Here is a 12,222-nt window from a genome sequence, read left to right as displayed (position 1 = left end):
TGTAACTAGCGGCACTTCTTCCTCACTTGTATGTCGTACGGTCTCAAACACCATACACGTGAGGACTTTATGACCAGCTTTCTCCGCACCAGAAAAGATCGCCACCCAAAATCGGAAAACAAAGCCCGTCTCCCCCATGAGCATGACCAGTCCGCCGACAGCCAGCGCAGCGATGTCGGGCAGAAGGAAATCCGCCGCGCCTATGAGGACATTCGCGATGGTCAGGTAGACACGGATCTGCGCGGCAGCGGCGGCCTCGACGAAGTCAACAAGGATGCCGGCAAACGCGCCGGCGAAGCGCCGCACAAGACCGGCGACGAAACTTTCGATAAATCGCATTGACCCGCCAGGGCCTGATGGCAATCGATTTGCGAGCTGCGTGTTGTAGCGTCCGGCAGGAAGGGAAGAAAACCGGAAATCAAAGCCCGGCGTCGGCGATCCACTCGTTGATGATGCGGGCCAGTTCCTGCGGTTTCTCCAATGGCGTCATGTGGCCGCAATCGCGCACGATCTCGAAACGCGCCGCGGGGATGCGCTTTGCCATCTCTTCCGACTCCTCCACCGTGCGCAGGCGATCGGCGTCGCTGGCCACGATCAGCGCCGGGCAAAGGATGCGATGCAGGTCGGCGTAGCTGCCGTCGCGCAGCGTCGACAACTGGCGCAGGAAAACTTCCTTGCCGTTTTTCAGCGCCATCGCTTGCAAACGCTGCAGCAACGCCGCGTCGCCGGCCCGATCGGGATGCAGCGACGATGCCAGCGCGCGTGACGTCAATCCCTTGAACGGCGCCTTCTCCGCCAGCGCGATCTGCGCCAGCGTCGCCGCCGATTCCTGCGCGTTTTGCGCACGCGAGGAAGTATTCAGCAAGCCCAGACCGAGCACGCGCTCCGGCGCTTTCAAGGTGATCGCCTGCGCCACGAAACCGCCCATGGAAAAACCGAACAGCACGAACCTGTCCGGGGCATTGTCCAACACCCGGTCGGCCATCGCCGCCAGCGAATCGTCTTGTCCCAGGTCGCCGAAATGCAATGTGCCCAGCGTCGCAAGATCGCCGCGCATGTCGTCCCACAATGATTCATTCAGCATAAAGCCGGGCAAAAAAACCAGGTCGCGCATCTTCTTTCTATTTCCTCGTTGTAGATTGTCGTTCAATTATCTGTCCCGCGTTGCGCCGGGAATGTCGCGCGCCTGGAGGGTCATGACCTCCCCATCGACCGCAAACAATTGCAGCGTCTTGCCGTTGATCTTGTATCGTTCCAGCGCCTGCAGCTTGTCGAGGAAAGCCGCTTCGAAATCCATGGCCTTGCCCGCACAAGCCATGCGCGTGGCGGCGGCGTGGCCGATCGTGAGACGGCTGCCGTCGCGCAGCACATATGGCGCGCTGAACCGGTTGCACCAGGCACGGCCGCTGACGCTGGCCTGGGCGCCGTCATCCTGGAAATTCAGGATCACCGGCTCGCCGTTGTCGCCGTGCGGAATATCATGGCCGGGCCAACTCGTCAGTTCCCAACGCGACATTGCCAGCGCCGCGCTATCCGTGGCCTGCGGTGTTGCGCATGCCGCCAGCACCGTTGCCGCCGTCGCGGCGAAAATCGCAAGATATCGTTTCATGACTGCACCTCCTTTTTTCAACAAGATCACTCCAGCCATTTCGCCCGGCCGGCCGCCAGCGCCACCGCGCCGCACAGCACGCCGATGAACGCCAGCGCCGCCTGCAACCCGAAACCGTGCGCCAGAAAACCGACCATCGGCGGACCAACCAGGCTGCCGCTATAACCCAGCGTCGCCACGCCCGCCAGCGCGATCGAACCATGCCGGCCGGCGGCGCTGAACACGAACGGGAATACCATCGCCACGCCGCTGCCGGCAATCGCGAAGCCGACGATCGCCATCGGAATGTTCGCCGCCGCGACGGCGATGAAGACGCCGACGCCGGCCAGCAGCGCACCATAGCCCACCACCTTGCGCGCGCCCCAGCGTTCCTTGAAGCGGTCGCCGACCAGGCGCGCCAGCAGCATCATGCCGGCAAACCCGGCATACGCCAGCGGCGCGCCGCCATCGCCCGCCCCCATGTGGTCCTTCATGTACAGGCCGCTCCAGTCGGCAATCGATCCTTCGACGATGGCGCCGCAAAAACCGATCAGGCCGAGCGCCACCAGATGGCCATGCGGAATGGCGAAAATTTTCCTGTCCGCGTCAGGCTCGGGGCGATCGTTCGGCAAGGCCTTGTAACCCCAGCGCAGCGGCAGGAAAAATAACAGGCTTAACAACAGAAAGTGCCAGAACGGCGCCACCTCGAATGACGCCACCGCGCTGCCGAGCAAGGCGCCGCAGAACGTACCGACGCAAAACCATGCATGCAGCAGCGACATGATGGAGCGCCCGGCCTGCTTTTCCGCCACCGCGCCGAGTGCATTGATGGCGACATCGAAGCAGCTCGATGCGGCGCCGTACATGGCGCTGAACAGCATCAGCAGCGCCAGCTCCGGCGCGCAACCGATGGCCGGCAGCGATATCAGCAACATGATTCCGGCATACCACGCGGTACGACGTGCGCCGTAGTGCGCATTGAGCCACGCCGCCAGAGGAAACGAGCCGACGGCGCCAATGCCGCCGCACAGCAGCACCATGCTCAACGTGGCGGCGTCCAGTTGCAGGTTGTCGCGAATCGATGGAATGCGAGCAGCCCAGCTTGCATAGAGCAGGCCGAGCAAGAAAAAGAAAAATGGAACGGCGATTTGTCGCCAACGCACGCGCGGCGTCGATGTGCCGAGAGTCAGATCGGTTGTCATGCGGTCATCGGAGGATTAAACTTCGGTCAGCCGCCATTATCTCGCATCCCGTGCGAATCGCTTTCGGATTCTGCACAATCGCAATGATGTCTTCCATTCACCACTACGGCGGCATTTTATTTTCCACATGCTAGATTCGACTGTCCAACCACACAGACTTGAACGACAAACGCTGGACGCGCTCCTGGCGCTGCAACACATGGTCGACGACTACCCCCCCCTGCATGAACACCGCGTCGCAGGACTGGCGATGAGCATCGGCCGCCGGCTGGAAGTCGGCTCCGCTCAACTCGAAGCGCTGCATATGGCGGCACTGGTGCATGACATCGGCAAAGTCGACATTCCACTCGGAATATTAAATAAACCAGGCAAGCTCACCGACACCGAATTCACGTTGATCAAGACGCACGCCAAAACCAGCTACGACGTGCTGAACCGCATCTCTTTCACGCTGCCGGTGGCCGACATCGTGTACGCGCATCACGAATACCTCGACGGCTCCGGCTATCCGCGCGGTTTGCGCGGCGACCAGATCATGCCGGCCGCGCGCATTCTCACGGTGGCCGACATCGTGGAGTCGATGTCCGAAGATCGCCCCTATCGCAAAAGCCTGGGCATGTCCGCCGCGCTGAAGGAAATCCAGCGCCTGCGCGGCACGCGTCTTGATCCTGCGGCAGTCGACGCCTGCCTGCATGTCTGCGGCAACGCCGCATAGCAAGATCAGCTACACTCTGGGCAAGACAAAATCAGGCGGCGCTCGCAACACCAGCCATCAGCCGCCGACGCCCAAGAGACAAGCCCATGCCCGCATCGACTGCGCACGCCGATCACGATTTCATCACGCGCCATCCTTTACTGACCGCCCTCGCCCTGTCGCTGGGCACCGCAATCGCGCTCGGTGTGGCGCGCTTCTCCTACGCCCTGCTGCTGTCGCCGATGCGCACCGATCTCGGCTGGCCTTATCTGATCGCGGGCGGCATGAACACCGGCAATGCGCTCGGCTACCTGCTGGGCGCATTGGCGACGCCGCCGCTGGCGCGCCGCTTCGGCACGCACGGAATGCTGATCGGCGGCGCCCTGGCGACGGCGTTCTTCATCATCCTGTCGGGCTTGGTCACCGACACCGCAACGTTGCTGTCGCTGCGCATCGTGACCGGCACGGTCAGCGCTTTCGTCTTCATCTCCGGCGGCATCCTGGTCAGCCGGCTGGCGGCAATGCATCCGCGGCGCGCGGGTTTTTTGCTGGGCGTGTTTTATGGCGGCAGCGGCATCGGCATCGTGGCATCGGCCTGGCTCGTGCCGCTGACGATTGCCGCCGCAAGCGCCTGCGGCGTAGCGCACGGCTGGCAGTGGGCCTGGCTGGCGATGGGCGCACTGAGCCTGATCGCCACCGCCGTCATGGCAATTCCCGCCTTGCGCATCCCGACGCTGCCGCCGCAGACGCAAGGTGCCGGGCATTTCCGTCTGCGCACATTGGGTTTCGGACTGACGGGCTACTTCATGTTCGGACTCGGCTATATCGGTTACATGACCTTCGTGATTGCCTTGCTGAAGGAGCAAGGCATGTCGGCTGGCATGATCACCTTGTTCTATACCCTGCTCGGCGTGGCGGTAGTGGGATCGTCGCGCTTGTGGGCCGGCATGCTCGACAGGTTCAGGGGCGGCCAGTCGCTGGCGCTCCTCAATGCGCTGCTGAGCATCGCGACGCTGGTGCCGGCAGTGACGGCGGCGCCGGCGGCGGTGTTCATTTCGGGATTGATGTTCGGCGGCGTGTTCCTGTCGGCGGTGGCGTCGACCACGGCGCTGGTGCGCCACAACCTGCCGCCGGCGAGCTGGTCAGTCGGCATCAGTGCATTCACGATCGTGTTTGCGGCAGGCCAGATTGTCGGCCCGACCATTGTCGGCTGGATCGCCGATCGCAGCGGCGGCTTGCAGCAAGGCCTGCTGTTTTCGGCGCTGGCCCTGCTGATCGGGGCGCTGCTGGCATGGCGCCAGCGGCCGCTGAATTCAAGCCAGGTACTTACGCAATGAATCGATCAGCGTCCCGCATGCCTCATCGGTGCCGACCGTGATGCGCAGGAACTGATTGATGCGCGCGCTGGTGAAGTGGCGCACGATGATGCCGTCGCCGCGCAACGCGGCCGCCAATGCCGCGGCGTCATGTTGCGGATGGCGTGCGAAGATGAAGTTGGCAGCCGACGGCAGCACCTCGAAACCAAGCGACGCCAGGTCGCTCACCAGCTTGCCGCGGCTGGCGATGACGGCATTCCTGGTCTTGTCGAAATGCGCGTCGTCCTCGATCGCGGCAGTGGCGCCGACAATGGCGATGCGATCCAGCGGATAGGAATTGAAACTGTTCTTGACGCGTTCGAGCGCGCTGATCAGGTCGACATGGCCGACCGCGAATCCTACGCGCAAACCGGCCAGCGAACGCGACTTCGACAGCGTCTGCACCACCAACAGGTTGGGATGACGCGCTATCAGTCCGATGGCGCTCTCGCCGCCGAAATCGATATACGCCTCGTCGACGATCACCACGCGGTCCGGATTGCCGGCCAGCATGCGCTCGACCTCGTCCAGCGGCAGCAGGCAACCGGTGGGGGCATTCGGATTCGGGAAGATGATGCCGCCGATGGCATCGCCATGGCCCAGGTAATCGTCCACGCGGATGGTGAAGTCGTCCGCCAGCGGCACGGCGCGGTATTCCACTTCATACAGGCCGGCATAGGTCGGATAGAAGCTGTATGTGATGTCCGGGAACAGGATCGGCGCGCCATGCTTGAGCAAGGCCTGGAAAGCATGCGCCAGCACTTCGTCCGAACCGTTGCCGACGAACACTTGCGCGGTCGACAAGCCATGCCGTTTTGCAATTGCCAGCTTGAGCGGTTCGGCGTCGGGATTGGGATACAGGCGCAGGTTGTCGCCGACTTCCTGCGCCATGGCGACGACCGCCTTCGGCGACGGGCCGTAGGGATTCTCGTTGGTGTTGAGCTTGACCAGCTTGCTGATCTTGGGTTGCTCGCCGGGAGTGTAGGGCGTCAGGCGGCTGACGAGGGGGCTCCAGAATTTGCTCATGGGGAATGGTTTTCGGAAGGTTCTGCAATAAAACAGCAATGGTAACAAACCCCGGCCCGGCGCGCGGCACAGATAAAAGTGCAAACCGCGTCAACTGGCGCTGCCGCTTGCGCATTAAGGGCATGCGCAAGGAGGGTTGCGCGACATGCCCGGCGACGCCGGACATGCAAAGATAACAAGTCAATCAAGATAAAGAGCGCTCGCATGGCAGAAGAATTTGAAGTCCCCAGTCCGCATGAACATCATCTGGAACACGTGACCGAACACGCGCATTCCAGCGGCGACAATTTCGCCGGCAAGATCGCCGTCATGACCGCCATCATGGCGACCATCGGTGCGCTGTTCAGTTATCAAGCCGGGTCCACCGAAAGCACGGTGGCGATGAACAAGAACAATGCTGCGATCAAGAAGACCGAAGCGGCGAACCAGTGGAATTACTACCAGGCCAAATCGAGCCGCCAGAATCTGGCCGAACTGGCGGCGACGATTCCCGGCGTCGACGCGGCAAAATACACTGCCGCTGCCGAACGCTACAAATCGGAGAAAGAAGAAATCCGCAAGGCCGCCGAGAAGCTGGAAGCCGAATCCAAGGAATGGGATGAGCTGTCGGAAGTCAAACTGCACCAGCATCACCGCTGGGCTCAAGCCATGACGGCGATCCAGATCGCCATCTCGCTGGCGGCGATCACGCTGCTCACGCGCAAGGACTGGCTCAAGAAGATTTCCTACACCGCAGCCGGCGCCAGCGTGGTGCTGGGAACGTTGGCGGCGATGCATATCTGAGGCAAGGGCCTGGAAGCCTAGGCTTTGGCTTCCATGTGATACATCCCCCACGGGCATAGCGTGAATCTCGCACTCAGCGGTTTTGCCATGATGTCGGCAAAACTGTCGGCGTCATACACCGCCCACAACGGTCCCAGGCCGCCCAGCGGAATCGGCTTGCCGTCCAGATGGGTGGCGACGATGAAGCGGTACTTGCGAATGTCGGCCATCGACGCCTGCACGGCGTAGCCGTCGACCGCGCGCAGCAGGACATCGCTTGCGGCGGATGCGCCGGCGGCGTCCATGACCTCGCCCAGCAAGGGGCCGCTCAGCGTGTGCTGCTTGCCGTCGTATTCCAGCGTCGGTTTGATGACCACCTGCGGCAGAGCCGCCAGCGCGGCAAAGTCGAAGGTGTGGGCGCGGTTGAATTGCAGCTTCTGTTTGGCCATCATCTGGTCCAGCGCCGGATCGAGCGCGCCGCGATTGCCCGCGCCGATGGCGCCGGTCACGGTGAGCAGGACCGGACCGGCCTCGGCGCGACAGGCGAGGTTCTTCTTGCCGCTTGCCGCCATGGCGACGCTGCCGACGCCGAGCAGTCCGGCGGCGAGAAAATTCCGTTTCTTCATGATCGCTTCTCCGTTTGCAGACGATGAGCTGCATGATGCCCGATAATTCCGGATCGCATCCGTCCGGCGGACATAAAAAGCGGACCGCACTCCTCATGCCATCCAGTTAAGCCAGTTCTCCCAGCCGTCGTCGCGGCGCACGCTGGGACCCAGCGTCATGACGACGTCCGATGCGACGCTGGGTCCTGACTTTCGTCAGGACGACAGTTGTGACAGTTATGATGGACCGACAATGCGGCAAGGAGCTTTTTACGGCATGAGAACCGCAGTCCGCTTTTCCCGTTGCATAAGACCGGCTCAGACCTGATCCTTCGGCGGCCGGCCGCGCCAGAAACCGGCCAGCATCGACCCCGACAGATTGTGCCAGACCGAGAACAGCGCGCCCGGCAAGGCCGCCAGCGGCGTGAAGTACAGCTTGCCCAGCGCCGCCGCGAGACCGGAATTCTGCATGCCGACCTCGATCGCCAGCGTGCGGCAGATCGCTTCGTCGAAACCGAGCAGCCGCCCGCCCCAGTAACCGCCCAGGAGGCCGAGGCCGTTATGCAGGATGACGCCGACCAGCACCACCAGCCCGACCGAAGCGATGCTGGCCTGGCTGCCGCCGACCACGGCGGCGATGATCAGCAGGATCGCCACCATCGACACCAGCGACAGGTAAGGCTCGACGCGGCGGATCAGCTTGCCGGCGAACAGGTTCAGCACCAGGCCGACGACGATGGGCACCACCACGATCTGCACGATGCTCATCAGCATCGCATGCGCATCGAAATGAATCGACGCATCCACATACAACTCGGTCAGCAACGGCGTGGCGAATACGCTGACCAGCGCCGACAGGGTCGAAATCGTCACCGACAGCGCGACGTCGCCGCGCGACAGGTAGATCATGACGTTGGACGCCGTACCGCTGGCGACGCTGCCGACCAGCACCATGCCGGCGGTCAGGTCAGGCGGCATGCGCAGCAATTTGGCGATAAGCCAGGCGGCCAGCGGCATGACCAGGTAATGCAGCACGATGCCGGCAGCGACCGGCGCGGGACGTTTGACGATGCGTTTGAAATCGTCGACCGTCAATGTCACGCCCATGGTCAGCATGATCAGCGTCAGCAGAATGGTGACGTGGGGGCCGATGGGTGTAAAGGTGGACGGCGAAAAATAGGCAACAGCGGACAGCAGCAGCGCCCACAGGGGGAACAGACGGGTAAGGCTTGCAAGCATGATGAACGATCGTTTCAGCGGATGAGGGGAAGTTATTGTGTGAGCATTTCCGCGGATGACGCGAGCGCGTGTTCAGGAGGCGGATGCAACGGATAGCGTGCGGCGATGCCGGCCTGTCCATGCATCTTTTGGACGCACAAGAGCCGCCATTTTACCTGCGCGCCGCCATCCTTGCAGGCAGTCGCCTTGCGGACCGCATCAGGCCGCGCATCTGAACATCACCACGCTCTTCGACGGCCATATGCCGATCACGCCGTCGGAGGTTTCCGCGCCGGTCATCTGCATGCGCTTGCCGCGTTCCTTGCAATAGGCATCGGCCTTCGTTATTCCCGCCGCCGCGCCGTTGGCGTTGCCCAGACGCGATTGCGCGGTCACCATGTAAGTGTCGCGATCGAGCTGGACGATGTCGCCGCCGGAAGAACATGCGGACAGCGCCGCGACGGCAAGCAGGGGAAGGAAACGAGTCGGCGTCAACATGGGCTCCGCGATAAGGACAGACAGAGCGCAAGCCTATCCCACAAAATCATGCGGCGAGCAATCGTAAAGAGGCTGCTTACACTTCCTTTACATGCCGCGAATGGAGCCGCAGGCCGGATGGAATCACCGCACGGTGTGGGTCCTCAGCGCCACCCATTTTTGATTCTGCACTTCGTAGATGGTAAACGATGGCGTGCGCGGATTGCCGCTGGCGTCGAAGGAAACGGTTCCGGTCAATCCCTTGTGGCTGATCTGATGCAAAGCGTAAGCGACCTTTCTCGGATCGAGCGCGTTGGCCTGGCGCACCGCCGCCATGAGGACATGGGCGGCATCGTATGCATACGGCGTCAGGCCATAGATGTTGAAATCGAAACGTTGCGTGAAGTCGGTTTCGAATTTCTTCCAGCCCGGCATTTTGCCGAACGAGATGCCGGCTTCCTGCGCAATGGTGCCGTTGGCTGCGGAGCCCGCCGAAATCAGGAAGGGCGTACCGACAATGCCGACCATGGTGGTGACCAGATGCGCCTTCATCTCCATGCGCGCCATGTTCTGGGCCAGCATGCTGGTCTGGGACGAATAGCCGCCGAAGAAAACCAGATCGACGTCTTGCGCCTTGGCGCTCTTCAGGATGCCGCTGAAATCGGTCAGCATGTCGCTCACCGAGTCGCGCCGCACGATCACCGCGCCGTGGTCTTGGGCCACTTCACTGAAGCGTGCGGCGACCGTGCTGCCGAACAGCGTGCCGTTGTCGATGACGGCAACGCGCTGGGCATGCATTTCGTTGACCACATATTCGCCGAGGAAAACGCAGGCTTGATCGTCGATGCCGACCATGCGAAAGGTTGTCCGCGATCCCGATTCGGTATATTTGCGCAGGCTGGCCGCCGGAGAAATCTGCGGAATGCCGGCCGCAGCGTAGATCTTTGCGCCGGCGATGCTGGTGCCGCTGTTGGCGCCGCCGATGACGCCGATCACGCCCTCCTTGACCAGGATCCTGGCGACTTCCTTCGCACGCTCCGGGTCGCTGCGATCGTCCATGCGCAGCAGCCGGAACTGGATGCGCTTGCCGTTGATCTTGAAAGGTGCGCGATTGTTTTCGGCAATCGCCAGTTCCGCCGCATTGGCGAGGCTCTTGCTGAATGCTTCCGAAACGCCGCTCAGGGCGCCGGTAAATCCTATCGTGACGGTCTGGACTTCGTCATCGGCCGCCAGGCAAGCCTGCGCTTGCGCCAGTGATGCCAGTAGTACCAGAAGGACCGCCATCTTGTGCGCGCGGTTGAAAAAACACATAACGCCTCCGCGTAAATTTATCATGTCAAGCGTCTGTTCTTATACCTCACACAGGCGAGAGACACGATCAAAAAAATACGAAAAGGAGCAAGGTTTACAAGACATTCCAAAATGCAACAATGCCCCGGCCGGCGGTAATGCCATTCGGTTGAGCATATTCCTGTCCGGCGCAATCAGCGCGGCGAATGCCGGGACGACCGGAAAGAATGGACATTTTGAGGCTTAACTGAACGGCATTGCCGCCGGCCGGGGCATTTGCCCGCATGCCGCCGGGATGTTGCGTAATCCGCAATATCCCGGCGGCAAGGATCAGCGCGTGACCGGCTTGTAACGGATGCGCTTGGGCTTGGCGCCTTCTTCGCCGAGACGCTTTTTCTTGTCGGCTTCATATTCCTGATAGTTGCCGTCGAAGAAAGCAACCTGCGAATCGCCCTCGAAAGAAATGATGTGGGTGGCGATACGGTCCAGGAACCAGCGATCATGGCTGATCACCAGCACGGTGCCGGCAAATTCCAGCAAGGCGTCTTCCAGCGCACGCAGGGTTTCGACGTCGAGGTCGTTGGACGGTTCGTCCAGCAGCAAGACATTGCCGCCTTGCAACAATGTCTTCGCCAGGTGCAGGCGGCCGCGTTCGCCGCCGGACAGGTTGCCGACAATCTTCTGCTGGTCGCCGCCCTTGAAGTTGAAGCGTCCCAGATAGGCGCGCGACGGCATTTCAAAACGGCCGACCGTCAGGATGTCGGCGCCGTTGGCGACGTCTTCGAACACGGTCTTCTTGTTTTCCAGGTCTTCGCGCGACTGATCGACCAGCGAAATCCTGACGGTGGGTCCGAGCGCCAGTTCGCCGCCGTCCGGCTGTTCGCGGCCTGCCAGCATGCGGAACAGCGTCGATTTGCCGGCGCCGTTGGGGCCGATGATGCCGACGATGGCGCCGGCCGGGATCTTGAAGTTGAGGTTGTCGATCAGCAGGCGGTCGCCGTAGCCCTTGCTGACGTTCTTGAATTCGATGACTTCATTGCCCAGGCGCTCGGCCACGGGAATGAAGATTTCCTGGGTTTCGTTGCGCTTCTGGTATTCATGTTCGGAGAGTTCGTTGAAGCGCGACAGACGCGCCTTGCTCTTGGCCTGGCGGCCCTTGGGATTCTGGCGCACCCACTCCAGTTCCTTGGCGATGGTCTTCTGGCGCGCCGATTCGCTGGCTTCTTCCTGCTTCAGGCGCGCCTCCTTCTGTTCCAGCCAGGACGAGTAATTGCCCTTCCACGGAATGCCATGGCCGCGGTCCAGTTCCAGGATCCACTCGGCGGCATTGTCGAGGAAGTAGCGATCATGGGTGATCGCCACGACGGTGCCGGGGAAGCGTTGCAGGAACTGCTCCAGCCAGTCCACCGATTCGGCGTCCAGATGGTTGGTCGGCTCGTCGAGCAGCAGCATGTCGGGCTTGGACAGCAGCAGCTTGCACAGCGCCACGCGGCGCTTTTCGCCGCCCGACAGCACACCGATTTTTGCATCCCACGGCGGCAGGCGCAGCGCGTCGGCGGCCATTTCCAATTGCTGGTTCAGGCTGTTGCCGTCGGAGGCGGCGATGATCGCTTCCAGCCGCGCCTGTTCGGTGGCGAGGGCGTCGAAATCGGCGTCTTCCTCGGCATAGGCGGCGTAGACGGCATCGAGCTTGGCCTGCGCTTCGAACACTTCGCCCAGCGCGCTTTCGACTTCCTGGCGCACGGTCTTTTCCGGATCGAGCTGCGGTTCCTGCGGCAGGTAGCCGATGTTCAGGTTGGGCATCGGGATCGCTTCGCCTTCGATGTCCTTGTCGATGCCGGCCATGATCTTGAGCAGCGTCGACTTGCCCGAGCCGTTCAGGCCCAGCACGCCGATCTTGGCGCCGGGGAAGAACGACAGCGAAATGTCCTTCAGGATCTGCCGCTTCGGCGGCACGATCTTGCCGACGCGGTTCATAGTGAATACGTATTGAGCCATGTTTGAA

General features: G+C 62.0%; 13 protein-coding genes. 4 read left to right on the top strand and 9 right to left on the bottom strand.

Going from position 1 to position 12,222, the window contains the following annotated elements:
* Window positions 1-69: 69 nt before the first annotated feature.
* Complete coding sequence (locus tag RV1423_RS15335; RefSeq protein ID WP_034298231.1) at window positions 70-342, top strand: hypothetical protein; 273 nt, start codon at window positions 70-72, stop codon at window positions 340-342.
* A 76-nt stretch (window positions 343-418) separates the two neighbouring features.
* On the opposite strand, the gene RV1423_RS15330 is transcribed toward RV1423_RS15335, so the two are convergent.
* The 3 genes from RV1423_RS15330 to RV1423_RS15320 are packed head-to-tail and all read right to left on the bottom strand — an operon-like array spanning window position 419 to window position 2,790.
* On the bottom strand, window positions 419-1,114 hold the full coding sequence (locus RV1423_RS15330) for an alpha/beta fold hydrolase (RefSeq protein ID WP_034298227.1): 696 nt from the start codon (window positions 1,112-1,114) through the stop codon (window positions 419-421).
* A gap of 36 nt (window positions 1,115-1,150) precedes the next feature.
* Complete coding sequence (locus tag RV1423_RS15325) at window positions 1,151-1,609, bottom strand: META domain-containing protein (protein ID WP_034298226.1); 459 nt, start codon at window positions 1,607-1,609, stop codon at window positions 1,151-1,153.
* 26 nt (window positions 1,610-1,635) lie between these two features.
* A complete protein-coding gene (locus RV1423_RS15320; RefSeq protein WP_034298224.1) occupies window positions 1,636-2,790 on the bottom strand; it encodes an MFS transporter in 1,155 nt (384 codons plus the stop codon).
* Window positions 2,791-2,989: 199 nt separating this feature from the next.
* Between RV1423_RS15320 and RV1423_RS15315 the strand changes: the two genes are divergently transcribed.
* Entirely contained in the window at window positions 2,990-3,505 is a 516-nt protein-coding gene (locus RV1423_RS15315) for an HD-GYP domain-containing protein (RefSeq protein WP_231502308.1), read from the top strand.
* Between the two features lie 86 nt (window positions 3,506-3,591).
* Window positions 3,592-4,821, top strand: coding sequence for a YbfB/YjiJ family MFS transporter (locus RV1423_RS15310; protein ID WP_034298218.1), 1,230 nt, complete (start codon window positions 3,592-3,594; stop codon window positions 4,819-4,821).
* Here the strand turns inward: RV1423_RS15310 and hisC are convergent.
* Window positions 4,798-5,865, bottom strand: a complete 1,068-nt coding sequence (gene hisC / locus RV1423_RS15305; protein ID WP_034298215.1) for a histidinol-phosphate transaminase — start codon at window positions 5,863-5,865, stop codon at window positions 4,798-4,800. The two genes, RV1423_RS15310 and hisC, sit on opposite strands and share 24 nt — an antisense overlap.
* Window positions 5,866-6,069: 204 nt before the next feature.
* Between hisC and RV1423_RS15300 the strand changes: the two genes are divergently transcribed.
* Window positions 6,070-6,648 (top strand): DUF4337 domain-containing protein, encoded by a 579-nt coding sequence (locus tag RV1423_RS15300; RefSeq protein ID WP_034298213.1) that lies wholly within the window; start codon window positions 6,070-6,072, stop codon window positions 6,646-6,648.
* Window positions 6,649-6,665: 17 nt separating this feature from the next.
* Here RV1423_RS15300 and RV1423_RS15295 read toward each other — a convergent pair whose 3' ends face one another.
* The 5 genes from RV1423_RS15295 to ettA form a co-directional block, all read right to left on the bottom strand.
* Window positions 6,666-7,253, bottom strand: coding sequence for a molybdopterin-dependent oxidoreductase (locus tag RV1423_RS15295; protein WP_034298211.1), 588 nt, complete (start codon window positions 7,251-7,253; stop codon window positions 6,666-6,668).
* A 297-nt stretch (window positions 7,254-7,550) separates the two neighbouring features.
* Window positions 7,551-8,471, bottom strand: a complete 921-nt coding sequence (locus tag RV1423_RS15290; protein WP_034298208.1) for a bile acid:sodium symporter family protein — start codon at window positions 8,469-8,471, stop codon at window positions 7,551-7,553.
* A gap of 198 nt (window positions 8,472-8,669) precedes the next feature.
* Window positions 8,670-8,948 (bottom strand): hypothetical protein, encoded by a 279-nt coding sequence (locus RV1423_RS15285; RefSeq protein WP_051516700.1) that lies wholly within the window; start codon window positions 8,946-8,948, stop codon window positions 8,670-8,672.
* Window positions 8,949-9,071: 123 nt separating this feature from the next.
* On the bottom strand, window positions 9,072-10,238 hold the full coding sequence (locus RV1423_RS15280) for a branched-chain amino acid ABC transporter substrate-binding protein (RefSeq protein WP_034298206.1): 1,167 nt from the start codon (window positions 10,236-10,238) through the stop codon (window positions 9,072-9,074).
* A 309-nt stretch (window positions 10,239-10,547) separates the two neighbouring features.
* Window positions 10,548-12,215, bottom strand: a complete 1,668-nt coding sequence (ettA, locus tag RV1423_RS15275; RefSeq protein ID WP_034298203.1) for an energy-dependent translational throttle protein EttA — start codon at window positions 12,213-12,215, stop codon at window positions 10,548-10,550.
* Window positions 12,216-12,222 lie beyond the last annotated feature (7 nt).

The organism is Herbaspirillum sp. RV1423, from assembly GCF_000577615.1.
In the GTDB taxonomy this organism is placed as follows: Bacteria; Pseudomonadota; Gammaproteobacteria; order Burkholderiales; family Burkholderiaceae_D; genus Herbaspirillum.
The sequence above is the reverse complement of the archived record's forward strand: the minus strand, read 5'-3'. Positions and strand labels throughout refer to the sequence as shown.

Excerpts from the sequence above, each read along its gene's own strand:
- RV1423_RS15335 (WP_034298231.1), top strand. The coding sequence starts at position 70 with ATGACCAGCTTTCTCCGCACCAGAAAAGATCGCCACCCAAAATCGGAA.
- RV1423_RS15330 (WP_034298227.1), bottom strand. The coding sequence starts at position 1,114 with ATGCGCGACCTGGTTTTTTTGCCCGGCTTTATGCTGAATGAATCATTG.
- RV1423_RS15325 (WP_034298226.1), bottom strand. The coding sequence starts at position 1,609 with ATGAAACGATATCTTGCGATTTTCGCCGCGACGGCGGCAACGGTGCTG.
- RV1423_RS15320 (WP_034298224.1), bottom strand. The coding sequence starts at position 2,790 with ATGACAACCGATCTGACTCTCGGCACATCGACGCCGCGCGTGCGTTGG.
- RV1423_RS15315 (WP_231502308.1), top strand. The coding sequence starts at position 2,990 with ATGGTCGACGACTACCCCCCCCTGCATGAACACCGCGTCGCAGGACTG.
- RV1423_RS15310 (WP_034298218.1), top strand. The coding sequence starts at position 3,592 with ATGCCCGCATCGACTGCGCACGCCGATCACGATTTCATCACGCGCCAT.
- hisC (WP_034298215.1), bottom strand. The coding sequence starts at position 5,865 with ATGAGCAAATTCTGGAGCCCCCTCGTCAGCCGCCTGACGCCCTACACT.
- RV1423_RS15300 (WP_034298213.1), top strand. The coding sequence starts at position 6,070 with ATGGCAGAAGAATTTGAAGTCCCCAGTCCGCATGAACATCATCTGGAA.
- RV1423_RS15295 (WP_034298211.1), bottom strand. The coding sequence starts at position 7,253 with ATGAAGAAACGGAATTTTCTCGCCGCCGGACTGCTCGGCGTCGGCAGC.
- RV1423_RS15290 (WP_034298208.1), bottom strand. The coding sequence starts at position 8,471 with ATGCTTGCAAGCCTTACCCGTCTGTTCCCCCTGTGGGCGCTGCTGCTG.
- RV1423_RS15285 (WP_051516700.1), bottom strand. The coding sequence starts at position 8,948 with ATGTTGACGCCGACTCGTTTCCTTCCCCTGCTTGCCGTCGCGGCGCTG.
- RV1423_RS15280 (WP_034298206.1), bottom strand. The coding sequence starts at position 10,238 with ATGTGTTTTTTCAACCGCGCGCACAAGATGGCGGTCCTTCTGGTACTA.
- ettA (WP_034298203.1), bottom strand. The coding sequence starts at position 12,215 with ATGGCTCAATACGTATTCACTATGAACCGCGTCGGCAAGATCGTGCCG.